24 protein-coding genes are annotated in these 24,821 nt (G+C 33.9%); 19 read left to right on the plus strand and 5 right to left on the minus strand.

The window, feature by feature from the left end; all coding sequences use genetic code 11:
- The first annotated feature begins 21 nt into the window (after positions 1-21).
- On the plus strand, positions 22-1,269 hold the full coding sequence (locus NSQ69_RS08975; RefSeq protein ID WP_341099176.1) for a DUF445 domain-containing protein: 1,248 nt from the start codon (positions 22-24) through the stop codon (positions 1,267-1,269).
- A 30-nt stretch (positions 1,270-1,299) separates the two neighbouring features.
- On the opposite strand, the gene exsE is transcribed toward NSQ69_RS08975, so the two are convergent.
- The 4 genes from exsE to NSQ69_RS08995 are packed head-to-tail and all read right to left on the minus strand — an operon-like array spanning position 1,300 to position 4,301.
- Positions 1,300-2,256 (minus strand): exosporium protein ExsE, encoded by a 957-nt coding sequence (gene exsE / locus NSQ69_RS08980; protein ID WP_341099177.1) that lies wholly within the window; start codon positions 2,254-2,256, stop codon positions 1,300-1,302.
- The gene (locus tag NSQ69_RS08985; protein WP_002126704.1) at positions 2,253-3,323 is read right to left on the minus strand and encodes a hypothetical protein; all 1,071 of its coding nucleotides are present in this window, start codon (positions 3,321-3,323) and stop codon (positions 2,253-2,255) included. The genes exsE and NSQ69_RS08985 overlap by 4 nt, the downstream gene beginning before the upstream one ends.
- Positions 3,316-3,759 (minus strand): hypothetical protein, encoded by a 444-nt coding sequence (locus NSQ69_RS08990; protein WP_341099179.1) that lies wholly within the window; start codon positions 3,757-3,759, stop codon positions 3,316-3,318. Before NSQ69_RS08990 ends, NSQ69_RS08985 begins: the two co-directional genes overlap by 8 nt.
- On the minus strand, positions 3,756-4,301 hold the full coding sequence (locus tag NSQ69_RS08995; protein ID WP_309439211.1) for an RNA polymerase sigma factor: 546 nt from the start codon (positions 4,299-4,301) through the stop codon (positions 3,756-3,758). Before NSQ69_RS08995 ends, NSQ69_RS08990 begins: the two co-directional genes overlap by 4 nt.
- 219 nt (positions 4,302-4,520) lie before the next feature.
- Here NSQ69_RS08995 and NSQ69_RS09000 point away from each other — a divergent pair, with 219 nt between their 5' ends.
- From NSQ69_RS09000 to NSQ69_RS09060, 13 genes are all read left to right on the plus strand, one after another.
- Entirely contained in the window at positions 4,521-5,159 is a 639-nt protein-coding gene (locus NSQ69_RS09000; protein ID WP_002012250.1) for a response regulator transcription factor, read from the plus strand.
- 4 nt (positions 5,160-5,163) lie between these two features.
- Positions 5,164-6,264, plus strand: coding sequence for a sensor histidine kinase (locus NSQ69_RS09005; protein ID WP_078203058.1), 1,101 nt, complete (start codon positions 5,164-5,166; stop codon positions 6,262-6,264).
- A 136-nt stretch (positions 6,265-6,400) separates the two neighbouring features.
- On the plus strand, positions 6,401-7,339 hold the full coding sequence (locus tag NSQ69_RS09010) for an ABC transporter ATP-binding protein (RefSeq protein ID WP_002086377.1): 939 nt from the start codon (positions 6,401-6,403) through the stop codon (positions 7,337-7,339).
- 36 nt (positions 7,340-7,375) lie between these two features.
- Positions 7,376-8,485, plus strand: coding sequence for an ABC transporter permease (locus NSQ69_RS09015; RefSeq protein WP_002086376.1), 1,110 nt, complete (start codon positions 7,376-7,378; stop codon positions 8,483-8,485).
- A 1-nt stretch (position 8,486) separates the two neighbouring features.
- Positions 8,487-9,632: an ABC transporter permease gene (locus NSQ69_RS09020; RefSeq protein ID WP_002086373.1), complete on the plus strand. Its 1,146-nt coding sequence runs from the start codon at positions 8,487-8,489 to the stop codon at positions 9,630-9,632.
- A gap of 129 nt (positions 9,633-9,761) precedes the next feature.
- Positions 9,762-10,973: a cardiolipin synthase gene (cls, locus tag NSQ69_RS09025; RefSeq protein WP_263894744.1), complete on the plus strand. Its 1,212-nt coding sequence runs from the start codon at positions 9,762-9,764 to the stop codon at positions 10,971-10,973.
- A 368-nt stretch (positions 10,974-11,341) separates the two neighbouring features.
- Entirely contained in the window at positions 11,342-11,620 is a 279-nt protein-coding gene (locus NSQ69_RS09030) for a TIGR04197 family type VII secretion effector (RefSeq protein ID WP_002126714.1), read from the plus strand.
- Between the two features lie 42 nt (positions 11,621-11,662).
- Positions 11,663-12,025, plus strand: coding sequence for a DUF3958 family protein (locus NSQ69_RS09035; protein WP_002126715.1), 363 nt, complete (start codon positions 11,663-11,665; stop codon positions 12,023-12,025).
- Positions 12,022-13,611: a T7SS effector LXG polymorphic toxin gene (locus NSQ69_RS09040; protein WP_341099181.1), complete on the plus strand. Its 1,590-nt coding sequence runs from the start codon at positions 12,022-12,024 to the stop codon at positions 13,609-13,611. Before NSQ69_RS09035 ends, NSQ69_RS09040 begins: the two co-directional genes overlap by 4 nt.
- Positions 13,608-14,261 carry an SMI1/KNR4 family protein gene (locus tag NSQ69_RS09045; RefSeq protein ID WP_088038058.1) on the plus strand — a complete coding sequence of 218 codons (654 nt, stop codon included), beginning with the start codon at positions 13,608-13,610 and terminating at the stop codon, positions 14,259-14,261. The genes NSQ69_RS09040 and NSQ69_RS09045 overlap by 4 nt, the downstream gene beginning before the upstream one ends.
- A 236-nt stretch (positions 14,262-14,497) precedes the next feature.
- Entirely contained in the window at positions 14,498-15,067 is a 570-nt protein-coding gene (locus NSQ69_RS09050; RefSeq protein ID WP_002016936.1) for an imm11 family protein, read from the plus strand.
- Positions 15,068-15,297: 230 nt separating this feature from the next.
- Positions 15,298-15,870 carry an imm11 family protein gene (locus NSQ69_RS09055; protein ID WP_341099182.1) on the plus strand — a complete coding sequence of 191 codons (573 nt, stop codon included), beginning with the start codon at positions 15,298-15,300 and terminating at the stop codon, positions 15,868-15,870.
- A 161-nt stretch (positions 15,871-16,031) separates the two neighbouring features.
- Complete coding sequence (locus NSQ69_RS09060) at positions 16,032-16,601, plus strand: imm11 family protein (protein ID WP_340803337.1); 570 nt, start codon at positions 16,032-16,034, stop codon at positions 16,599-16,601.
- A 227-nt stretch (positions 16,602-16,828) separates the two neighbouring features.
- Here NSQ69_RS09060 and pyrH read toward each other — a convergent pair whose 3' ends face one another.
- Positions 16,829-17,572, minus strand: a complete 744-nt coding sequence (gene pyrH, locus NSQ69_RS09065) for a UMP kinase (protein ID WP_003188660.1) — start codon at positions 17,570-17,572, stop codon at positions 16,829-16,831.
- Between the two features lie 378 nt (positions 17,573-17,950).
- Between pyrH and NSQ69_RS09070 the strand changes: the two genes are divergently transcribed.
- The 5 genes from NSQ69_RS09070 (at position 17,951) to NSQ69_RS09090 (ending at position 24,771) form a co-directional block, all read left to right on the plus strand.
- Entirely contained in the window at positions 17,951-19,222 is a 1,272-nt protein-coding gene (locus NSQ69_RS09070; RefSeq protein WP_002130957.1) for a cation:dicarboxylate symporter family transporter, read from the plus strand.
- A gap of 24 nt (positions 19,223-19,246) precedes the next feature.
- On the plus strand, positions 19,247-20,686 hold the full coding sequence (aspA, locus tag NSQ69_RS09075; RefSeq protein ID WP_002012229.1) for an aspartate ammonia-lyase: 1,440 nt from the start codon (positions 19,247-19,249) through the stop codon (positions 20,684-20,686).
- 74 nt (positions 20,687-20,760) lie between these two features.
- Entirely contained in the window at positions 20,761-22,473 is a 1,713-nt protein-coding gene (malS, locus tag NSQ69_RS09080; protein ID WP_002012227.1) for an oxaloacetate-decarboxylating malate dehydrogenase, read from the plus strand.
- A 64-nt stretch (positions 22,474-22,537) separates the two neighbouring features.
- Positions 22,538-23,836 (plus strand): sensor histidine kinase, encoded by a 1,299-nt coding sequence (locus NSQ69_RS09085; RefSeq protein ID WP_002012226.1) that lies wholly within the window; start codon positions 22,538-22,540, stop codon positions 23,834-23,836.
- Positions 23,837-23,838: 2 nt separating this feature from the next.
- A complete protein-coding gene (locus NSQ69_RS09090; protein ID WP_016126761.1) occupies positions 23,839-24,771 on the plus strand; it encodes a response regulator in 933 nt (310 codons plus the stop codon).
- The last annotated feature ends 50 nt before the right edge of the window (positions 24,772-24,821 follow it).

Genomic DNA, 24,821 nt, shown 5'->3' on the forward strand with positions numbered 1-24,821 from the left:
TAATAAGAGGATGTGTATACGATGTCATTACAGACTAAATATATAGCGGGTATTTCGCTTGGGGTTATGGGCGTAGGTTTTGCGGCTTCCATCCCTTTTCAAGGAACGGTAGCTGGGGAGATTATTCAAGGGGGATTTGAAGCTGGGTTAGTTGGTGGACTTGCGGATTGGTTTGCGGTTACAGCTTTATTCCGTCATCCGTTGGGAATTCCAATTCCACATACAGCATTATTACCTAAAAATCGGAAACGGGTAACAAAGGGTCTCGTTTCTACGTTAGAAAATGAATGGCTGACGAAAGAAAGTATTACAAGTAAAGTAAAAGAAATGCAGCTAGCACAAATGGTACTGCAAATTGCTGAGAAAGAGTTACAGTCTGACGCTGTGAAAAAAGGAATTGTAACAATTGCTGAGAAAGCGATTCTTCAAATAGATACAGAAAAATTAGCAGTTATTATTGAAAAAGAATTAAAAACGTATTTGCATACAATTAACACAAGTAACATATTACAAGTTCTCGTGGATCAATTAGTAGTGCAAGAATATGATGAAAAAACACTTGATTACATATTAGTAAAAGTGAAAGATTGGACGGCTCAAGATGAAGCATGTTATCAGTTCGGAAGCTTAGGTATGAAGGCGATGGAAAACATAAAAGTAGATGGATTCCTGCAGTTTACTTTGAAATCATTTATGAATATTGTAGATGAAGATAAAATCGGCGGCATTTTGCAGAAGTTTATCATTAGTAATATTAACAGCTTACAAGATGCAGATAATAGCACAAGACAACTTATATTAGCGAAAATTCGTCAAGAGATTATAAATGTAAAAGAAAATGAATCTTTATTACAGGAATTAGAGAAGTGGAAAGAAAAATGGATTGCAAATTGGGATGCTACAGACAAAATAAAAGAAATGCTAGAGCAAGTACAGAGTAGGGCAGTTACCTTTGTGAAGAATGAAGAATTTGCTGATAAATATGTTGTTCCATTCTTACAAACACAAATGAATAAAATAAAAGAAGACGAACTGACTGTTCAAAAAATAGAAGATTGGTTACAAAAACAAGTTGTTACTATTGTTGAAAAGAATCATTCGAAAATTGGAAAGCTTGTGCAAGAAAACCTTGATAAGTTAGATGATAAAACATTAATCGAAATGATTGAAAATAATGTCGGTAAAGATTTGCAGTGGATTCGTGTGAACGGGGCTGTTTGTGGTTTTATGATTGGATTAATTTTAGAAGGAATAAAAGCGATTATATGAGAAAAACCTTCCACAATTGTGGAAGGTTTCTTATTTTTCGATAACGCTCATATTTAAATTATAAGCTTTCTCAATATTTAATTTGTACGTTCCATTTCCTGTTTTTATCGAGTTTTTATACCAATGTTCTTGCCCATTTAATTCTGGATTTTCTTCTGAAGAATTATTTTCTTTTTTCGCTAAATCTTCTACTTGTTCCCAAGGTGTGTTTCCGTGAGTTTCTTTTTGATTTGTTACGGCTGTTAAAGAAACATCACTTTCTTTAGTTAAATGAACAGATACGTTTGAACTGTTTTGTACAAACCAATTATTTTGTAATTGACCTGGATAAAGAGATAGTTCGTTATTCGAAGCGCGGATCTCTACATTTTTATTTTGCGGAAGAACGAGTGTTTGTTTCACCTGTGGTGCGAAGTTAAAAAACGTATGCTGAACCGGTAATGGTTTTAACGTTATATACATTGTTTCTCCAACCGTTTGAACTGAAAGGAAATCCTCTTGTTTTAAATTAGGTTTTTCATTTGCCTTTGTCGTCATTTCATATGTTCCAAAAAGATGAATTTGATTTGTATTATTTCCCTCTATCGTTAGAGGGTGATGCCCCGCATCCACTACGATTTTTTTGATAGATTCAGGTATATCAAGTTGTCCGTCTGGAATATTACTCGTTTGCCTAGTTGTGTTAATAGAATGACGAACTTCTTCTAGTAATCCAGTTGATAATAAACAGTAAAAAGCAATTCCAACGCTTCCTAAAACTCCAATAAAGAAAATACTAAAAATATCATATTTAATAAATGATTGTTCCTTCTTAGAAAATAGAAGGTATAGTAAAATTTCAGCGCCAAGTATAATAAGTAAAACAGGCCACCATGCTGTTAATGTATCCAATACTTGAGTGCCTTTCATAACTGAAAATAGTAAGAAACAACCTAATGTAATAATGGAAAGCCCCATTGAGAATGTTCCAACGCGCCATGTTCTCATTCGTTTGTACCACCTTTGTTTTCTTTATTTCCAAGTAACAATTTAAAGCCGCCACCAATTAAAAGGAGAGCAACGATAGATGTTTGGAAATAGCGATAATATAGTTCGCTAAGATGAATATTAAATATAGTTACAAAATAATCATTCAAAATAGGAAGGACTGTTTGATCTAATAAATAATAACCACCGAGTGTAATTAAACCGATACCGATCCATCTTTGATGATTTATAAAATAGTCGATGATAGGTTCGTCATGTACGCGTTCTTTTCCGTATTTGGCTGTTTGCTGTAATGTGTCAAAAAAGCTATAAAACCAAATGATTGGTACTAAAAATAAAAACGCAGAGAGTCTTAATAAATCGAGTAAATAAATGGATAGTAAAAAGGCTGCCATAAGCTGAAGACCACGGCGTTGTAAGCCTAAATACATATGTCCTGCTCCAGGGAACATCGCTAAAATAGAAGCAAATGTTTTACTTTTCTTTCCTTGTTCTCGGTGCTCTTCAAAGTCTTCAAAAATAGTACGATCAACTAATTGCTCGCCACGTTCTTTTTTCTGTAGTTGCTGAACAACATCGAAGAAATTATAAATCCATAAAACAGGTAACGTAATAAGGAAGATAAGGAAACTTCCTTGAGATGTTAAGAGTGCAACGAATATAATCATACTTCCGATTCCTGTGCAAGCGACTAAAAATGTAAGTCCGCGTTGCATAAGTCCTAATTGAAAATGACCAAGCCCAGGAATGATTGATAGAAGAATGATATAAAATCGTTCGCTTTCTTTAGAGGACTCTGTAAATTCTCCGGCTGCTTGTTTTTTCGATTGATTAATAATAGTGATAACTAAATCTAATAAATTGATCGCCCATAACACGACTAGTAAAAATAGAGAAAGAAAAGCAATATCACGCGCTCCTAATGCTATTGTACAAAATGCTGCAAAGATAAATAGAAATAAAGCCCCTCCGCTATATAAAATAAATCGTCCGAATTTCTTTAAATATAAATGTCCAAGCCCAGGAATTAGCCCTAATACAAGTGCTAAAAAGGGATTTTTATTCATGCTTTGAACCTCCGTCCTTTTTTGATGTGTCTACCGATTTGTTTACAATTTGTTGTGAGATAGAAGACTCGTTATGTTTTGAAGATTTCTCGAAATTTGATGTCGCTGTGAAAATATACTGGAATAAACCACTTACCATAAAAATAATTGTAGCCGCAGTCGCAATTATGTAGTGAATAATTGTGCGCTTTAGTGAGTTTGTTTTTATATTTTTATTAGGCTGTAACGTTTCAAAATTAATTTGCGTCATAACTTCGTTCGTAAATGAATCATCATTTATCATTGGAAGGTTTTCGTGTTGTTCATCAATACTTTCCATATAAAGTGCTAAACAATGATCACATTCATAAAGATGTTCTTCCATAGATTCACGTTCATTGTTTGATATAACATCTAATGTATAATTGCGCCAATCTTCTTTTGAATAATGCATCATAGAAACTCTTCCTCCTTCCAATGTTTTTTAATCCATTTTCTTGCCCGATACAGTTTCATTTCGACTGTTTTCACTTCAATATTTTCTTGCAAAGCAATTTCTTGATAACTTTTTTCTTCTAAGTAATGTGCGAGAACGACGTCACGGTAATTGTCGGGAAGTTCTCGCAGTTTTTGAGCAATGAGTAATTTTTGCTCTTTCGTCAATAATAAAGCCTCGATATTATGAGAGGCTTTTATATTTTCCGCAGTTTCTTTACATAAGGAGAGTTCTTCGTTTTCTCTAGCTTTTTTTCTCTTATAATCAATAGCGTGATTGGTGGCAATACGTGCCATCCACGTTTTTAATCCGCGAAATTGATAATTTTGGAGAGAGGCGTGAATTTTTACGAATACTTCTTGTGTAACATCTTTAGCATCTTCTTCATGTCTTAAAATGGAAAAGATAACTTGAAAAATATAATGACGATATGTTTGTACAAGGATACGAAAAGCATGTTCGCTTCCTTGCTGTGCTTTTGCAACTAATTGTTTTTCCTCAATCGGTCTCTCCCTCCTTTTTGACGCATTCTATTATATAGACGTAAGAAATGATAAGTCACCCTACACATGTTATAAAAAAAGAATAATATATTTTTAGCAGGAGGGCTATATGAAAAAGGTGTGAAAAAATGGTAAAGAGAAGTATATAATGAGCAAAGAGGAAATGCTACATGGAGAAAGGATGTGAATGTTAGTAGGATAAGGTCCATACTAACAAACATGAAAATTAAAATATTAATAGCCGATGATAATTCTTTTATTAGAGAAGGTATGAAAATTATTTTAAATACATATGAAGAGTTTGAAGTATTAGATACCGTAAATGATGGAAAAGAAGCTGTAGCGTATTGTAAAAAGTATGAAGTTGATATTGCGCTTTTAGATGTTCGTATGCCAAACATGAACGGGGTAGAGGCGACGAAGTTAATTTGTGAAGAGACAAAAACGAAGCCTCTCATTTTAACGACGTTTGATGATGATGAATATATTTTGGATGCAGTAAAAAACGGAGCGAAAGGTTATTTATTAAAAAATAATGATCCGGAGCGGATTCGTGATGCGATAAAAGGAGTTTATAACGGTCAAACTGTTATGCAAGATGTAGTGCTTGATAAAATTAAGTCTAATTTAATGGAAAGTAAAGAGGAAGAATCTAAAATTGATAAGAGCCTTTTCACAGAAAGAGAGCTTAGTATTATCGCATTAATTGCGAAAGGTTTCTCAAATAAAGAAATTTCGAAGCAACTTTTCATATCTGAAGGAACGATTGCAAATTATATTACATCAGTTTTAGGGAAAACTGGACTAGAACATCGCACACAAATTGCGATTTATTACTTAACAGGGAAAGTAGATTAATGTTATGGAATTTTGGTTAACTGTAAGTAAACTTATTGTCTTTTTATATATAGTGTTTAGCTACATTCATTTAAATGTTACGAACTTACCGTGGATTATACTTACTTTGCTTTTATATCTTTCTGTCAATGTGTTGATCTCTATATTTAAAAAAGATACGTACAAAAACATATTAACTTGTGTGTCAATTGGCGTAGTTATGTTATTTACATGGAAGGTTCATCCGTTTTTTATTTTGTTTTTACCTTTGAACTTATATGAAATTGCAAATTATTACATAAAAAAGAAATGGTTAATCTTTTTCATTATGATTCTTCCTATTATTTTTATAGGTGAAGGTATTCAAATGACGTATGGACTGATTAGTGCATTTTGTTTTTTTTCCTTAACGATAGCTCATCGCTATATAGCACGATTATTAAAACTAGAAATGCAAAATGATAAAATGAGAAAAGACATACAAAGACTTACGAAAAGCTTAAATGAAAATAAAGATTACATAAGGCAATCTGAATACACATTTAAATTAGAGGAAAGAAATCGACTATCTCAAGAAATTCATGATAAAATCGGTCACTCAATGACAGGTGCACTAATTCAAATGGAAGCAGCAAAGAGATTAATGGAAATAGATAAAGAAAAATCTGCGGAGTTATTACAAAATGCCATTCATATTTCAAAAGATGGAATTGAAAGCATTCGGATTACATTAAAAAATATGAAGCCACCAACTGAGCAAATTGGTATTCATCGTATGAAATTATTCATAGAGGAATTTGCTGGTAAGCATGATATAAATATTCCATTCGTATATAAAGGGAACTTAGATATGATTTCACCAATTCAGTGGAAGATTATTGGTGAAAATGTTATGGAGGCACTAACAAACGCGATGAAATATGCTGATGCGACAGTCATTTCAATAGATATTCATGTACTGAACAAGATGGTGAAAGTACAAGTGAAGGATAATGGTAAAGGTGCAGCTCTTGTTAAGAAAGGCCTCGGTATTATGGGGATGGAGGAGCGAACAGCATCAGTAAACGGAAAAATTATTGTAGATGGAACAAGTGGTTTTTCAGTAACAATGTTATTGCCGATATAAGAGGATGAGACGAGGATGAATCATCTCATATGAAAAAAGTGAATAATCTCATGTGAAAAGAGTGAACTTCTGCACTGAGCAGGTTCATTCTTTTTGTTTATAATAAAAGCAGAGAAACCGAAATAGGGGTGAAATGATGAACACATTGGAAATTAAAAATTTAACGAAAAAATTTGGTGATTTCATCGCGGTAGATAATATGTCTTTATCTATTAAAGAAGGAGAAATATTTGGCTTTTTAGGTTCGAATGGTGCTGGTAAGAGTACAACGATTAATATGATTGCTGGTTTGTTAAGAAGTAATGAAGGTGAAATTAGCATATTAGGAAAAAATATAAAGAAACATAATCGATTTGCGAAAATGAATATTGGTATCGTTCCGCAAGATATTGCGATTTATGAAGAGTTAACTGCCTATGAAAATGTGAAATTCTTTGCTGGATTGTATGGATTACGAGGAGCCGAGCTAAAAGCGAGAGTAGAGGAAGCACTTCAATTTGTAGGCCTTAGTGATAAACATAAAAGTTACCCAAAAAACTTTTCTGGCGGGATGAAACGAAGACTAAATATCGCTTGTGCAATCGCACATAGACCGAAGTTAATTATTATGGATGAACCGACAGTTGGAATTGATCCGCAGTCAAGGAACTACATTCTTCAGTCTGTCCGAAAATTAAATGAAATGGGAAGTACGATTATTTATACGAGTCACTACATGGAAGAAGTAGAAGAGATTTGTACGAAAATAGCAATTGTCGATCACGGTAAAGTAATTGCAGAAGGAACGAAAGAACAGTTAAAAGCGATTATTACAGATACGAAAGATATTTGGATTGAAGTAAAGTCAGTAGAAAATTTAGATGTAGAAAATTTAAAAGAGATAAATGGTGTGAAAGCTGTTCAAATTGAAGAGAACGTAATCAAGGTAAACTCGGATGCAGGATTAAATAATTTAAATAAAATTATTCAGCATTTCATTAATCATGACATTGAAATTCGTTCGTTAGAGGAGCAGGCTCCAAACTTAGAAACAGTATTTCTTACGTTAACTGGAAGAAACTTACGAGATAAATAACGGTAAATGAAGAAAAGGTAAAGGGAGGTTCATCAATTGAACATCTTTAACATTGCAGTGATGCACATTAAAAGAGATTTCAGGGACGTAAGAACTTTAGTTTTTATGTTAGCATTTCCAATTGTACTTATGCTTGTGTTAGGAACAGCGTTAACGAATGCATTTAATAGCGATAGTCAATCGTTTAAGGATATACAAGTGCTATATAAAGATGAAGCAAGTAGCACGTTTTCTCAATCATTTGAAGCATTTACGAAAGAAGTCGATAAATCAGGTATTCATTTTAAAAAAGCTTCCGAAGGTATAGATGGGAAAGAAGAAGTGAAGCAAAATAAATATGCTGCTTATGTAGAGTTAAATAAAGATGGTGCAAAATTTTATGGAAGTGACAAAAGTAGTATTGAGGGAAGTATTGTGGAAGGCATGCTTACAACATTTGTTGATAAGTACAACGTAGTGGCCGAAGTTGCAAAAGTAGATCCGAGTAAGGTTAGCGCAGTTATTTCAAACGGAAATCATAATGATTATATTAAAGAAACATCTTTACAAGCTGCTAAAAAACCAGGTTCTATGGATTACTATGCGGTTGTAATGACGACGATGATTGCACTGTACGCTGCAATGGGGGCGAGTTTTTTAATTCGAGGAGAACGAATACGTAAAACAGGAGATCGTTTAATTGCAGCACCTATAAGTAAGGCTGAAATTTTCATTGGGAAAGTGCTCGGTAGTCTTGTAGCGAATGCACTTTGTCTATTACTTGTCGTTTTATTTAGTAAATTTGTTTTTCAAGCGAATTGGGGCGACCATATTGGAATCATATTTATTATTTTACTAACAGAAGTCTTTCTAGCAATTAGCTTCGGTTTAGGAATCGGATATATTACAAAAACAGGTGAGGCATCTAGAGCGATTATTATGGTTGTTGTGCAATTAGCGTCTATTTTTGGTGGTGCGTATTTCGTAGTGGAAGAAAATTCCGTTACGAATTTATCACCATTAACGTGGGCAAACACAGCTATTATGAAAATTATTTATGCAAATGATGTAGGAGCGGCACTGCCGGTAATATCTTTAAATCTTGGGATTTCAGCAATCTTCTTATTAATTGCGATTATTGCATTACGTAGACGGGAGGGGCTATAGTATGAAAGATATTTTATGGCTCATACAAAAAACGTTATCTGTGCTTCTGAAAAATAAAAAGGGGTTACTCATTATTATTAGCTTGCCGATAATAGGAACGCTCATTTCCTTTTCGATATATGGGAATGTAGGGCAAGGAACGTTAAATATTGGGGTTATAAATAAAGAAAATCAACCTATCGCAAATGATACAGTGAAATTTTTAGAAGGACTCAATCATGTAAATGTTAGTAAAATTAAGGAATCTGAAGTGGAAGATAAACTCACTTCAAAAAAACTTGATGGTGTTATTACATTACAGTCTGGTTTTTCTGAAAGTGTTCGAGAAGGGAAACCGAGTCATATTGAGATTTCATCGATTAAAGGCGATCAAGTAACAGGATTTATAAAATCGTATTTATATAACTATGTTGATAACATCGCTGCGATTAGTAAAGTGGCAGGGGCCGATCAAAGTACGTTTAATAGTATGTACGCTGGTTATCAAAAAAGTTCATTTAAAGTAAAGTCTGAGACACTTGAAGATACTTCAAAAAATAAAGATATGACAAATCAAACGATGGGTTATCTTATTATGTTTATGTTATTTTCAGCAGTGAACTTATCAGGATTTATTTTAAAAGAAAAAGAGAACAGAACGTATTTTAGATTATTATCAACGCCGATTGACGGAAAGAAATTTATATTATCTAATGTCGCAGTAAATATGATGATATTAACAGTACAAATTGTAATTGCAGTATTCTTTATGACGAATGTTTTTCACACAACTATAAATATGCCTTTCATAGTTATGATTGGTGTGCTTATGATATTCGCTTTAATTGCAATTGGTTTATCGTTAGTCATTGTGTCTTTTTCAAAAAGTTCAACTGCTTCAAATGCAATGCAAAATATAGTAATAGTACCAACATGTTTACTTGCTGGATGTTATTTCCCGTACGACATTATGCCGAAAGCAGTACAAAAAGTAGCTGATTTCCTTCCGCAGCGTTGGTTACTAGATACGATTTCAAAACTACAGCAAGGCATTCCATTTTCTGAGTTGTATTTAAATATTTTAATTTTATTCGCTTTCGCGATAGCATTCTTCTTAATTGCTATTTATAAGTTTGGAAGAAATAATGATGCGAGGAACTTCATTTAATGAAAAGGTGTGGCGCAATGCCACACCTTTTTGTATTCGCAAATAAAAGTAAGAAAGACATTTCGTATGAAAAAATAATTTAATGAAACACTACGAAATAGTAAGTAATATGAGCGGAAGGAAATCAAAATGATTAAAAAAATATTGCGAGTTACTTCTATTATTATTGCTATTTTCGTTTTTATTTTAATTTGGATGCATATCGATGTTACTTTAGGCAGGAAAATGGAAGCTGGGAAAAATATGCCGACAGAGTATGCACCTCATTATAGTGACTTTCAATTATATGTAGAAGGGAAGTCGTTTTATAAACAGTTGTTTACTGATATAAGGGAAGCGAAGCGATCTATTTACACTTATTTTTATATTTTATCGGATGATAAAAGTAGCCATACTTTTTTAAACTTATTAAAGGAGAAGGCGAAAGAAGGAGTAAACGTATATTTATCGGTTGATCGCATTAATGATTTATCATTTGAAAGAAAGATGAAAAATGAATTGCGGGAAAGTGGTGTACATTTTACATATAGTAGAAAACCTGAATTGCCATTCGGATTTTATTCACTTCACCATCGTAATCATCGTCGTATTACGACGATTGATGGGGAGATTGGCTATACGGGTGGCTTTAATATGGGGGATGAGTACTTAGGGAAAGATAAGCGATTTGGATATTGGCGTGACTATCATGTGCGGCTTAGAGGAGAAGGAGCAAAAGATTTAGAAGAGCAATTCGCTTTAGATTGGAAACGAGATACGAAAGAACATATAAAAAGAAGTACGAATAAAGCGAGTAAAGGGAATACATTACATACGATGGTTAGCTACAATGGACATCACGTCGCTGAAAAATATATAAAGTTAATAAAACAAGCGAAACATTCAATTGTAATTACAACACCTTATTTTATAGCGAAAAATAAAGAATTAATGAATGCTTTAATTGGAGCGCAAAAACGTGGTGTTACAGTAAAAATACTTTGGTCATATAAACCAGATATTCCTCTTATTAAAGAGGCAGCGTATCCTTATATTCGTCAAGCTGTTAATAACGGGATTACGGTATATGGTTATAAAAAAGGTATGTTTCATGGAAAGTTAATGCTGATTGATAATGAATTAACCGTTATTGGTACAACAAACTTTACTGCGCGTAGCTTCTATATAAATGATGAGATGAATTTGTATATTCATGGTGGATCTATCGTATCAGAAGTGAATGCGGCGTTAACACAAGATTTTCATGATTCGAAAGAAATGACGAAAGAGTTTTTTGAGAAGTTATCTTTGTGGGAGCGTTGTAAGGAGAAATTTGCGGGATTGGTTGATTTTTATTTGTGATGATTTAACTGGAATACTGGAAATGTAGAATATAGTAAATAGAAAGCTGTATTGTTTATTCAAAAAGTTGAGAAATAAGAAAGAACCTTCAAAAACAGAAGGTTCTTTCTTATTTTATAATTTATTATTGGTAGTTAAAAAATAGTCTGGTCTGGCGGGTGCCCCTCCGTCTTCATTTGCGCTTCGGTAAAAAATTCAATATGTAGTTAAATTAAAGTTAAACTAATGCCTCTATTTTGATTAAGAGTTCTAAGTGAGTTCTAGTTGAATGCTTAAAAAACTGTAGTTTCATAACTGAAATTTTCGATAAATCAAAATGAGTAACGTGATATAATTTTATTATAATTTTGAAACTAAAAGGGGTTTAAATGATGGGGAACTTTCAAAGTAATTTTCAAACGGCTACACAAATCGCCACTCAAATGAGAAATGCCTCGAATACAATCCAAAGTGCAACAAATCGTTCTATCACAAAGGCGAGCCGTACTACACTAACTGTTAATGCCCAGGCGCAAGAAGCGAATCAACAAATGCTAGATTTGACTAGACAATTTTGTGGAGCCTTTCAAAAAGCAGTTGATAATATTCATTTAGCAGCTAAGGATTTTGAAAGAATGGATAATGAACTACAAAATACATTTCGCTAATGTGACAACCTAGGGTAAAGGGAGAAGGATAGGAAGAATAAGATGAGTCAAGACATTGAAAAGCAAGTAGACCAATTAAATCAAGAATTACGGATAGTATTCGAGAAACAAGATCGAAATCAAGCTGCGATTCAAATCCAGAGACAAACAGAAATGGACTTTCATGAATTGAGAAGTCGAAATAATCGTTTATTTAATAGAGTTTTAGAAACATGGCATGGTGATAAAGAAGTTTCTAATTTTTTTATGAATAAGCTTCAAGAGTCGCAGCATATTGAGCGGAAATTAACATTTGAATTGGAAAATCAAAAAGAAACATTACTTAAAGAAAGACGCAATCTTATTGATTTAGAAACCGACCTTACATATCGGCAACAGCGATTAAAAAGGGAGGATAAAGCATGAGTTTAAATATGTATGTAGGGGAAGTAAAAAATCAGACCCAAAGCATGAACGCTGTATGTGTCGCTACTATCCAAGCTATGGAGCAAGCAATCCAATCAATTGATACCTTTGCAACTGATACAGTTTTACAAGGGCAAACATATAGTAGTGCAAAAATATTTTTTGTCCAAACTTTTCGTCCTTTAGCACAAGGTATCATTTATTTATGTGAAGAATTAATTCGTCAAAATGATGCGTTTCCAGGCGATTTTCAATCACAAGTTGCTTCCACAGATGTCATCGAACAAGAAATAAGAGAGCAAATTCAAGAAATTAATCGAATGGTCGCAAGTATAGAAGCGATTAGTATTGCTACAGTATTGCCTGGAATAGATGCTATGGTTATTGTTTTAGTGGAGATGAGAAAAAAACTGCAAGAAAAATTAGAACATCTATATGAATTTAACTATACGTCTAGTAATAACTACAACACAGCTCTTCAACTAGTGGCTAGCATTACTGCCGGCCTTGCTGAAGTCCAAAGCGGGAAAGGATTTAGTCCTGTAAGTGGTACGTTTAGTACACAAGGGTTAAATATGGATTGGACCGTTTCGATTCAAGAAATTGCTGATGAAAGAAAACGTCAAGTTGATAATCTCTTAAAGAAAGGATCAATGGAAGAGGGAGCTGTGTGCAAGAAACCTCCCGAAAAATCTATATCTGAAAAAATTATAGATGGTATTTTAGAAGGTACGGGTCAAGCTGTTGAAGATACAATAGATGGTGTTGTGGCACTTGGTAAATGGGAAACGTGGGAGAACATGGGATACGCTGTTACTCATTTAAATGAAACCTTACCTGCTATGTGGAACACATTGTCAGATTCATTTATTAATGATGTAATAAATGGAGACGCTGAAAGTCGTGCTAAGTGGGGAAGTTATGCTTTTACACAAATTGGACTTGGACTTATTGGTGATAAAGGATTAAGTAAAGTAAGTAAATTGGGGCAAATGGGCAATGTAACTACATTAACAAAAGGTTTATCCCATGTTACAAATAATTTGCAAATGGGAGACCGTCTGGCTATTGCAGGTATGGGTTCTATGAAAATTGAAATACCTACAATGAAAGATTATTTGGTTAAAGCAAGTAGTCCAAATAACGGAATGAATATAAAGCTAGGAAATGCAAAAAGACCAGGGGGATATCAAAAAGGAGATATCGATGAACATGGTTATTTAAGTCCGGCGGTTAATCGTGCTCCAGGAAATAAAAATATAGCTGCTGATAATCGAATACAATCACATCATCCTATACAAAATGAATGGGCTAAAAGATGGGCTATTAAGGGTGGATTTGATTATAACGAAAAGAAAGCTCAAGCAATACTTTTACCATCAAGTTCTGGTTTACCTCATGCGAAAATTTCTGCTATGCAAAGAAAGCGAAGAAGGCTTGAAGGATATGATACTGATATAAATTATGAATTTAATGTAAGCTATAGAGAAATGATTGAGGCAGGAGTTGATCAGAAAACTGCAAGAAAAGTATTGGTAGATGCTTATAAATATTTTGATAGTTTGGGAGGTTTTGTGAAAAAATGATAAATTTATCTAATGTTTCTGGTTTAATAAAAAATAAGCCAGCAAATGATATTAAAATTCAAGAAATAGAAGATGTAATGAAAGTTGAATTACCAAATGTACATAAAGATTTATTGAAATATACAAATGGTTTTTCTATAGGTGGAGGATTAATAATTTATGGTACTGATGATATTATAGAACGAAATGAGACTTGGGAAGTAACAGAATATGCAAATGGTTATGTTGCTATTGGTGATGATGGTAGTGGCAATGTTTTTTTAATGTCGCAAGGTGCAGATGTACGAGAAGTAAGGGCTGTTGATTCTGGTGATATGAATCCAAATCATGCCACTGTAGTTACATTAGATTTTATTGATTGGGTTAATACGGGGTGTTTGAATCAAAAAATACAGAAAATAAAAGAAGAAATCCCTGATACGTGTAATATAGTGTTAATAGAAATTCCTAATGGAGGATTAAAAGATTTAGTAAAGATAAAAAGTGTACTAGCACTTGATATTTCAACAGGGGAACTATTAAAAGGATCGAAAAACCTTCCTTTTACATTAGTAAAAGGAGCTCCATATGGTAAAGCAAAAAAATTAATTGAAAAATTAGGATCTATTGGTTTAGCACTAAATACAATACCAATGGATAAAAATAATTAATGTTAAATATAATTTGAAATTCATTTTTAATTGCCTGATATTAATTTAATGATTTATTAAAAACGAACTAACATTTTAAAGGTTAGTTTGTTTTTTATTTTTTTACAAGAATTAAATAAGGAATGTGAACCCAAACAGTGTTACATGGAATAGGAAGAGATTTATTAGAAGGTAATTTACGATTAAATGAACCCAAGAAATAACTATATAAATGGTAATAATAAAGGAGAATATATATGAAGATTTGGCAATTAAAAAGCTCGACTGATGATTATGAAACCTTTCAATTATTGAACTATGAAGAGGATAAAAAATATTTTAAAACTAGTTTTAACTCTATGGTGAGTTTGTCAGATTCATGGACGCCTAAGTTTATTGAGGTAACAGATGAAGGGAAATCAAGCGATTCCCCTATTTTTTGGGGAAAGTCTGGTGTACAAATAATTAGTGAAAAAGCCAAGAATGTTTTAGAACCTATAGTAGGAGATAATATTGAATTTTTACCATTAATTCATAAACAAACAAACAAAAAATACTATGCTATGCATGTTTTAAGGGTGTTGGAAGCACTTGATACTAATAAAACAATCTTTGATAAGTTAAGTTCAGGTTTAATAATAGGATGTAAAAAATTTGTATTTATTCCTTATGTTGTCCAGCACGAACCAGTTTTTAAATTGAATATAAATGGGAAGGTACATCCTAACTATCTTTTAGTATCAGATCAATTCAAAAATGCAATTTTAGAGAGTGAATTAAAAGGTTTTCAATTTACTGAAGTGTGGGATTCAGAAGAGGGTGCGTAAAGAAATCTAATTTAATTAGATTATTAATGGGAATCCATATCTAAGAGAGTAAAAAATAAAAAGCTTATGCACTTGTATAAGCTTTTTATTATGAATAAGTATAGAAAGGGATGGTAATTCATATTCAAGATATATTTTAGAATCACAAAGTAAATAGTAGTAAACGATTTTTTGTTACGTAACATTCTAGTTTACTTTAGAAGATAAAAGAATAGTTAAGGGGAATAAGCATGAAAATATGGGTATTAAAGAGCGTGTTAGATAACTTTGAATCTTTCCAGTTGTTAAATTTTGAGGGGGACCATAAAAAATATATTGATGGAAAAATAAATTCAATAACTCATTTAGCAAATTTATGGGGCAATATATTGATAGAGTGTGTAGAAGGAGGTAATTATAGTGATTTCCCTAAATTTTGGGGAGGAATTGGTGCACCAATGATTAGTGAAAAAGCCAAGAGAGTACTTGAACCTTTAATAGGTGAAAATGTTGAATTCTTACCACTTTTACGCAATTCAACTAGTGAGGTATATTATTTGGTCCACGTGTTGAATGTACTAGATGCAATTGATGGAGATAAAGCAATCTTTAAAAAAATGATTACAGGCCTTATAGTAGGTTGTGAAAAGTTCGCATTTGATTTTAATATAGTTCAAAATGAAGTGATTTTTAAGGTTTACATAAATGGAAAAATTCATCCTACGGCTGTTTTTATTTCGGACGAGTTAAAGGTTCTTATTGAACAAAGTAATTTAAAAGGTTTTGAATTTATTGAAGTGTGGGATTCGGAAGAGCTTTCGTAAAGGAATTTAATAAAAGTACATCAGATTAATGATGTTAATTAATACCCAAGAGAGTAATAAATAAAATATAAGAAGCTTATGTATTTGCATAAGCTGTTTATTATGAATAAGTAAGGTTTCAGAAACAACAATATATCACTCAGTAGTAAAGGAGAATAGCTATGAAGATTTGGGAATTAAGAAATTTCTCTGATAACTATGAGTCTTTTCAATTATTAAATTATAAAGAAGATAAAAAGTTTTTTGAAGGGAAGTTTAACTCTACAATAAAATTAGTAGATTCATGGAGAAAGCTACCTATTGAATGTTTAGAGGAAGGAAAGGCCAGTGATTTTCCGCACTTCTGGGGAGAAATTGGTGCCCTAATGGTTAGTGAAAAGGCAAAAAAATTATTAGAGTCTATAGTAGGTACTGATGTTGAATTCTTACCCCTTATACGTAACTCAAATAGTGAAATATATTATTTAGTTCATGTATTGAATGTACTAGATGCAATTGATAGTGATAAAGCAATCTTTAAAAAACTGATTACAGGCCTTATAGTAGGTTGTGAAAAGTTCGCATTTGATTTTAATATAGTTCAAAATGAAATGATATTTAAGGTTTACATAAATGGAAAAATTCATCCTACGGCTGTTTTTATTTCGGATGAATTGAAGGTTTTAATTGAACAAAGTGATTTAAAAGGTTTTGAATTTATTGAAGTGTGGGATTCGGAAGAGCTTTCGTAAAGAAATTCTAACATTATTAATGACCCTGATAAGTTTACGATAAAAATTTAAGTCCCCTTGTTATACAAATTAGGGGACTATTGATCTCGTATTAACGAGCAGTAAGATTCCCTCTTCAAAATGCGGCTAAAGCAAAGACGTTAGGTGGGAGATCAACTGCTCGTAAAAGCCCGATTGGAGAAGGCTAATAATTAGTGGGGGGTGGACAAAACTTCCGATGAAAAATACTATTTTTCATGCACAAGCATCGAAACATCATCATTAATCAACGTCCCAACATGTTCACCTAAACAAATTCTTTTCATAACGCCAGGCTCATCAAAGTTAAAGACGTGTGCCGGTAAATTATAATCTCGAGCAAGCAATAAAGCTGCTTGATCCATTACTTGTATGTTTTGCCTAACAATATCGTTATAGTTCAGTTTTCGATACATTTTCGCTGATTTATTATATTTTGGATCACTTGTAAAGACACCGTCTACACCTTGTTTTGCGACCAAAATGGCGTCGCTATTCATCTCAATGGCTCTTTGTACACTTGGGTAATCTGTTGTAACGAATGGTTGCCCGTTACCACCACCGAATATGACAACATAACCGTTATCTAAATGATGTACTGCACGTAGGCGAATATATGGTTCAGCTACTGCATTAAAAGGGATGGAAGTCATAACGCGTACTTCTCTATCTGTTTTACTTGTTAAAACGCCGCGAAGCATTAAGCTGTTAATAATCGTACCTAGCGTACCGATATTATCAGCTTCTACACGATCAATTCCCCATTCTTCAGCTAGATGACCTCTGAAAATGTTACCGCCGCCGATGACAATGGATACTTCGATATCTAGGTCAATAATGGATATTATTTCGTTTGCGATATGTTCTAATCGTTTGGAGTTAAAGCTATTTCCAGATTGATCAGCAAGTGCGCCGCCACTTAGTTTAATTAAGACGCGTTTATATGGTTTCATAACAATTCCCCCTATATAGATTGCAATAAAAAAGGAACAAAGGCTAATGCCTTTGTTCCTTCGTAAGAAAATGAAATAGAAAAGAAATAGATATGATGAACTTCTTCACGTGATTTTTCATAACATCCACTCCTTTTCATCCCCATTTATTTAGAATACGTATATCTTTTAGATTATACGAAATAATCTGATGTTTTATCAAGGTTATTTTATTTCTTTTTTATAAAAAAGTGTCAATGAATATTATAAGAAATAAATTTGAATTTTTTGTGACGAACTTGTAGGTTTTTGTATGATTTTGTAGGTTCGCTTATATGATGTGTGAGTAGCTTTTATAAATTCAAATTGAAAGCGTTCGCATGAAGGGGATGAACATAAATGAAAAAATTCGGATTGGCAACACAAATTTTTGTCGCGCTTGTTTTAGGGATTGTAGTAGGGGCAGTCTTTTATGGCAATAAAACGGCGATTTCTTATATCACACCAATTGGGGATATATTTATTCACTTAATTAAGATGATTGTAGTACCGATTGTTATTTCAGCATTAATTGTTGCGGTAGCTGGTGTAGGAGATATGAAAAAGCTTGGGAAACTGGGCGGTAAGACAATTCTTTATTTCGAAATTATTACGACGATTGCTATTTTAATGGGATTACTTGCAGCGAATATATTCCAACCAGGTACTGGCGTTGATATGAGTAATTTACAGCAAAGTGATATTTCTTCTTATAAACAAACAGCAGATGCAACAGAGAAGAAAGGCTTTGCAGAAACGATTGTTCATATTGTACCGAAAAATATATTTGAGTCTATTACACAAGGTGACTTATTACCGATTATATTCTTCTCAGTACTATTCGGTTTAGGAGTTGCAGCAATCGGTGAAAAGGGAAAGCCTGTTTTTAACTTTTTTGAAGGTGTACTCGAAGCGATGTTTTGGGTTACAAATCAAGTGATGAAATTCGCACCATTTGGTGTATTCGCATTAATTGCTGTTACGGTTGCAAAATTTGGTGTAGCAACACTACTTCCTTTAGGAAAACTAGTGCTAGCTGTATACGTAACTGTTATACTATTCGTTGTGATTGTATTAGGTATTAATGCACGAATGGTCGGAGTAAACATTTTTACATTAATAAAAATTTTAAAAGAAGAACTTATTCTTTCATTTACGACAGCAAGTTCAGAAGCTGTTTTACCTAATATAATGAGAAAAATGGAAGAGTTCGGTTGTCCAAAGGCAGTTGCCTCTTTCGTAATTCCGACAGGTTATACATTTAACTTGACTGGATCAGCTATTTATCAAGCGTTAGCGGCATTGTTTGTTGCACAAATGTACGGTGTACACATGTCACTGACGGAGCAAATAACGCTATTATTCGTTCTCATGTTAACATCCAAAGGTATGGCGGGAGTTCCGGGTGCATCATTCGTTGTTGTATTAGCGACGTTAGGATCAATGGGCTTACCGCTAGAAGGCATCGCATTAATTGCGGGAATTGACCGCATTTTAGATATGATTCGCTCAGCTGTCAATGTATTAGGAAATGCATTAGCTGCCATTGTTATGTCGAAGTGGGAAGGCGAATTCGATGATGAGAAAGCAAAACAATATGTAGAAACGGTCAAACAAACAAAAGCAGCGTAAGAGATTGTTAAGGAGTGAGTAATCATGGCAACATTAACTGAAGTTAAAAATGGAGTACGAATTGAAAAAGATTTTTTAGGTGAAAAAGAAGTACCAAATTACGCGTACTACGGTGTACAAACAATGCGTGCAGTGGAGAATTTCCCGATTACAGGATACAAAGTCCATGAAGGTTTAATTAAAGCGTTAGCAATTGTAAAAAAAGCGGCAGCACTTGCTAATGCAGATGTAGGAAGATTGGAATTGAAAAAGGGTGGTGCTATCGCAGAAGCATCACAAGAAATCCTTGAGGGGAAATGGCATGATCATTTCATCGTTGATCCAATTCAAGGTGGTGCAGGAACTTCAATGAATATGAACGCAAATGAAGTCATTGCCAATCGTGCCCTTGAATTATTAGGAATGGAAAAGGGAGACTATGATTATATTAGTCCAAACAGTCATGTAAATATGGCACAATCAACAAACGATGCATTCCCAACAGCGATTCATATTGCAACATTAAATGCATTAGAAGGCTTATTACAAACAATGGGTTATATGCATGATGTATTTGAATTAAAAGCAGAACAGTTCGATCATGTTATTAAAATGGGTCGTACACATTTACAAGATGCTGTGCCAATTCGTCTTGGACAAGAATTTAAAGCATACTCCCGCGTACTTGAACGTGACATGAAACGTATCAAGCAATCACGTCAACATTTATATGAAGTAAATATGGGAGCAACTGCAGTTGGTACAGGCTTAAATGCAGATCCAGAATATATTGAAGCAGTTGTAAAACATTTAGCTACAATTAGTGAACTACCACTTGTTGGTGCAGAAGATTTAGTAGATGCAACTCAAAATACGGATGCGTACACTGAAGTATCTGCAGCACTTAAAGTATGTATGATGAACATGTCTAAAATTGCGAACGACCTTCGTCTAATGGCATCAGGTCCACGCGTTGGATTAGCGGAAATTATGCTACCAGCTCGTCAACCAGGTTCATCTATTATGCCAGGGAAAGTAAACCCTGTTATGCCAGAAGTAATTAATCAAATTGCGTTCCAAGTAATTGGTAACGACCATACAATTTGCCTTGCTTCAGAAGCAGGACAATTAGAATTAAATGTTATGGAACCAGTACTTGTTTTCAACTTACTTCAATCTATTAGCATTATGAATAACGGTTTCCGTGCCTTTACAGATAATTGCTTAAAAGGAATTGAAGCGAATGAAGATCGCTTAAAAGAGTACGTTGAGAAGAGTGTAGGAATTATTACAGCCGTGAACCCTCATATCGGCTATGAAGCAGCAGCTCGCGTTGCGAAAGAAGCAATTGCGACAGGGCAATCCGTTCGAGAACTATGTGTGAAAAATGGTGTATTGTCACAAGAAGAATTAGAGTTAATTCTAGATCCATTCGAAATGACACACCCAGGGATTGCAGGAGCAACTCTTTTAAAGAAAAATTAAAAGAAGAGGGGGACAATCCCCTCTTTTTTGTTTACAATATAGAAATGCTATATATGAATAGAGGTAGGGATGTTATGAGTAAGTTTACAGTGGCTTCTAATGGTGCATTAGAAACAACATTAAGAGGAGCAGAAGTATTATCAACACCACTTTTAAATAAAGGGGTAGCTTTCACACAAGAGGAAAGAGAAGAGTTAGGTTTAAAAGGGTTATTACCGCCAGCGGTTTTAACGTTAGAAGAACAAGCACGCCGAGCGTATGAACAATTTAGTTCTCAGCCGGATGATTTATTAAAGAATGTATACTTAACAGCGTTACATGATCGAAATGAAGTGTTATTTTATCGTATTTTAACAGAGCATTTACGTGAAATGTTACCGATTGTATATACACCAACTGTAGGTGTAGCAATTCAAAGATATAGTCATGAATACCGTAAACCACGTGGCATTTATTTATCAATTAACGATCCATCAGGTATTGAAGATGCATTTGCAAATATCGGTGCAACAGCTGAAAACATTGATTTAGTCGTTGTAACGGATGGAGAAGGTATATTAGGAATTGGTGATTGGGGTGTTGGTGGAATTAACATCGCAATCGGGAAATTGGCTGTATATACGGCCGCAGTTGGAATCGATCCTAGCCGTGTATTACCGGTAATTTTAGATGTAGGTACAAATCGTGAGGAATTATTAAACAATCCATTTTATATTGGAAATCGTCACCCTCGTATAACAGGTGAAGCTTACGATGAATTTATTGATACGTTTGTTCAAGCGGTAAATAAACAATTCCCGAAAGCACTTCTACATTGGGAAGACTTCAGTTCTCGAAATGCACGAAAAATTTTAGATAAATATCGTCATGACGTTTGTACATTTAATGATGATATTCAAGGTACAGGGGCAGTTTCACTTGCTGCTGTATTATCGGCAGTAAAAGCTTCTGGTGTACCGTTAAGTGAACACCGTGTAGTTGTGTTTGGTGCTGGTACGGCTGGAATCGGTATCGCAGATCAAGTAAGAGATGCAATGGTTCGTGTCGGCTTATCAGACGAAGAATCACATAATCGTTTCTGGTGTATTGACCGTAATGGGTTGGTTACAGATAATATGGAAGATCTTCTTGATTTCCAAATTCCATATGCAAGAAAAGAAGCTGAAGTAAGTGATTGGAAACAAAATGATGCTATCGGACTTGCTGAAGTTGTGAAACATGTAAAACCGACAATTTTAATTGGTACATCTACTGTTGCAGGCGCATTTAAAGAGGAAATTATTAAAGAAATGGCTTCTCACGTAGAAAGACCAATCATTTTACCAATGTCGAATCCAACGCCACTTGCTGAAGCGAAACCAGCAGATTTAATCGAGTGGACAGAAGGAAAAGCATTAGTTGCAACAGGAAGTCCGTTTGAACCGGTTACATATAACGGTGTAACGTATGTGATTGGACAGTCAAATAACGCACTTATTTTCCCAGGACTAGGTCTTGGTACAATTGTTGTTCGTGCAAGCGTCATGACGGATGGAATGTTCGCAGCAGCAGCAGAAGCAGTTGCAAGTATGGTAGATACAAGTCAGCCAGGAGCGCCTATTTTGCCAGAAGTTGAAGAGTTACGTAATATCTCTGAACTGGTTGCGATTGAAGTAGCGAAAGTTGCAGTTGCAGAAGGTGTTGCTAGAGAGAACTTAAGTGATGACGATATTAAGATTGCCGTAAAAGAAGCAATATGGGAACCGGAGTATCGCCAAATAAAAGCGGTAGAAAAGGTTAGAATATAGAAATAAAGCCCGTTTATAATTATAAGCGGGCTTTCACTTTTACAATTGAAAAAAAGCATAGGAAGTGGCACCTTTGAATTGGAATCAATTATGGAAGAAAGATATGTATCTTTTAATTATATTAATGGTTGTTGTTCCGATTGCTGGAGAGCTGAATTTTCATCCTTTTAATGATATGTTTCGTGTTAGTTTCGGGACACCGCTTTTCTTCTTTTTATTACTATTTTTAAGAAGAGTGCCAGCAGCAGCTGCAGGTATTCTTGTAGGTATATCTGTAGTCTTATTTCGTGTATGTCTTGACTGGGTATTGCAAGGTTCATTCCATATGACAGAATCATTTTATTTGCGTTATCCTGTGTTCTTTTATTATTTTATTTATGGAAGTCTTTTTTCGCTTTGTAGGGTGAATAAGTTTCATCAGAAGCCAATTGTGATAGGATGTCTTGGAATTACAATTGAAATTATCGCAAGTATGTCTGAACTTGCGTTTTATCATATGTTAGTGCTGGGGACAACGATAACAGTTTCTGAAGTGAATAAACTAATTATTATTGCTATTTTCCGTAGTTTCTTTGCACTTGGTTTTTTAAATATGATGAACTTATATGAAACGAAGTTAAAAGAATCACAAGTTCGAAAAGAAAATGAAAATATGTTAATGTACCTCTCTAATTTATATGTGGAATCTGTCCATTTGAAAAAAACGTTACAAAATGCTGAGTTAATTACACAAGAAGCATATCAACTATATCGAAACTTACAAGCGAACGATGATTTAAATAGCAAAACAGCATTAAAAATAGCAGGAGAAGTGCACGAAATCAAAAAGGATAATCAAAGAATTTTTGCAGGACTATCTAAACTGTTATTAGATAAAAATGTGGCTGAGTATGTAGAAGGACATGAATTAGCGGAAATGATTGTAAGAATTAATGAGAAATATGCTGAAATGTTAGAAAAAGATATACGTTTTTCGGAACATATAGAAGGTGAGCATGCAGAATATCATGTGTACACGGTCTTATCCATTTTTAATAACTTAGTTGCAAATGCAGTTGAAGCAATTGAGGGTAGAGGTCTCATTATTATTAAGCTATATAAACGAGATAAACATATATTCTTTGAAGTAATTGACGATGGTCCTGGTATTGCACAGAAGTATAAGAAATTAGTATTTAAGCCAGGATTTACTTCAAAGTATGATCAAGCGGGAACACCTTCAACAGGTATTGGACTTTCTTACATAAACGAAATGGTAACAGAGCTAGGTGGAGAAGTGAGATTAGAAGACCGAGAAACTGGCGGAGGGTGTAAGTTTATCGTTTGTTTACCGGAGTGCAGTTTAAAGCGGGAAGGAGAATAAAGTTGTTTTATTATATCGTAGATGATGATGAAGTTTTCCGCTCCATGCTTTCACAAATTATTGAAGATGGCGATCTTGGGGAAGTAATTGGAGAGTCGGAAGATGGAGCTTTTATTGAAGCGGATCAATTAAATTTTAAAAAAGTAGATATTTTATTTATTGATTTATTAATGCCAATGCGAGATGGGATTGAAACAGTTCGCCATATTGCATCCTCTTTTACAGGGAAAATCATTATGATTTCTCAAGTTGAATCGAAACAGCTTATTGGTGAGGCGTATACACTTGGTGTTGAATATTATATTACGAAACCATTAAATAAAATTGAGGTTGTATCTGTTGTACGTAAAGTAATGGAACGTATTCGTTTAGAGCGCTCTATACATGATATTCAAAAATCATTGAATAACGTTTTTAAGTGGGAACAGCCGCAAGTTCGAAATGAGCCAATGCAGGAAGGAAAAAGAATAGCAGATTCAGGGCGCTATTTATTATCAGAACTCGGTATTGCGGGAGAGAATGGAAGTAAAGATTTACTTAGTATGTTGGAATATTTATATGGACAAGAAAAAGAGCAAACGTTTGAATTTGGATTTCCTGCGCTAAAAGATATCTTTCACCATATAACTATAAGAAAATTAGAGAATATAGCTTCAGATGCAGATATAGATAAGGAGAGAAAAGCATCTGAACAAAGGGTACGTAGAGCGATTTATCAATCGTTAAATCACTTAGCTTCCCTTGGATTAACAGACTTTTCAAATCCGAAATTTGAAAGCTATGCTCCGAAATTTTTTGATTTCACTGTAGTTAGAAAACGGATGACAGAAATGACAAAAGAAGAAGTAGCAACTTCTGGACATACGCGAATTAATACGAAAAAGTTTATTCAAGTGTTGTATTTTGAGGCGAAACGGTTGATGGAGATAGAATGAAAAGAGATAAGTGTTTCAGATTGTAGACAAAGTCTTGTTCAAGTGACATT

Origin of the sequence: Bacillus sp. FSL R10-2201 (assembly GCF_038008665.1) — a bacterium.
Lineage (GTDB): Bacteria > Bacillota > Bacilli > Bacillales > Bacillaceae_G > Bacillus_A > Bacillus_A mycoides.

Coding starts and splice junctions, on each gene's coding strand:
- NSQ69_RS08975 (WP_341099176.1), top strand. CDS start 22: ATGTCATTACAGACTAAATATATAGCGGGTATTTCGCTTGGGGTTATG.
- exsE (WP_341099177.1), bottom strand. CDS start 2,256: ATGAGAACATGGCGCGTTGGAACATTCTCAATGGGGCTTTCCATTATT.
- NSQ69_RS08985 (WP_002126704.1), bottom strand. CDS start 3,323: ATGAATAAAAATCCCTTTTTAGCACTTGTATTAGGGCTAATTCCTGGG.
- NSQ69_RS08990 (WP_341099179.1), bottom strand. CDS start 3,759: ATGATGCATTATTCAAAAGAAGATTGGCGCAATTATACATTAGATGTT.
- NSQ69_RS09000 (WP_002012250.1), top strand. CDS start 4,521: ATGAAAATTAAAATATTAATAGCCGATGATAATTCTTTTATTAGAGAA.
- NSQ69_RS09005 (WP_078203058.1), top strand. CDS start 5,164: ATGGAATTTTGGTTAACTGTAAGTAAACTTATTGTCTTTTTATATATA.
- NSQ69_RS09010 (WP_002086377.1), top strand. CDS start 6,401: ATGAACACATTGGAAATTAAAAATTTAACGAAAAAATTTGGTGATTTC.
- NSQ69_RS09020 (WP_002086373.1), top strand. CDS start 8,487: ATGAAAGATATTTTATGGCTCATACAAAAAACGTTATCTGTGCTTCTG.
- cls (WP_263894744.1), top strand. CDS start 9,762: ATGATTAAAAAAATATTGCGAGTTACTTCTATTATTATTGCTATTTTC.
- NSQ69_RS09030 (WP_002126714.1), top strand. CDS start 11,342: ATGATGGGGAACTTTCAAAGTAATTTTCAAACGGCTACACAAATCGCC.
- NSQ69_RS09035 (WP_002126715.1), top strand. CDS start 11,663: ATGAGTCAAGACATTGAAAAGCAAGTAGACCAATTAAATCAAGAATTA.
- NSQ69_RS09040 (WP_341099181.1), top strand. CDS start 12,022: ATGAGTTTAAATATGTATGTAGGGGAAGTAAAAAATCAGACCCAAAGC.
- NSQ69_RS09045 (WP_088038058.1), top strand. CDS start 13,608: ATGATAAATTTATCTAATGTTTCTGGTTTAATAAAAAATAAGCCAGCA.
- NSQ69_RS09050 (WP_002016936.1), top strand. CDS start 14,498: ATGAAGATTTGGCAATTAAAAAGCTCGACTGATGATTATGAAACCTTT.
- NSQ69_RS09055 (WP_341099182.1), top strand. CDS start 15,298: ATGAAAATATGGGTATTAAAGAGCGTGTTAGATAACTTTGAATCTTTC.
- NSQ69_RS09060 (WP_340803337.1), top strand. CDS start 16,032: ATGAAGATTTGGGAATTAAGAAATTTCTCTGATAACTATGAGTCTTTT.
- pyrH (WP_003188660.1), bottom strand. CDS start 17,572: ATGAAACCATATAAACGCGTCTTAATTAAACTAAGTGGCGGCGCACTT.
- NSQ69_RS09070 (WP_002130957.1), top strand. CDS start 17,951: ATGAAAAAATTCGGATTGGCAACACAAATTTTTGTCGCGCTTGTTTTA.
- aspA (WP_002012229.1), top strand. CDS start 19,247: ATGGCAACATTAACTGAAGTTAAAAATGGAGTACGAATTGAAAAAGAT.
- malS (WP_002012227.1), top strand. CDS start 20,761: ATGAGTAAGTTTACAGTGGCTTCTAATGGTGCATTAGAAACAACATTA.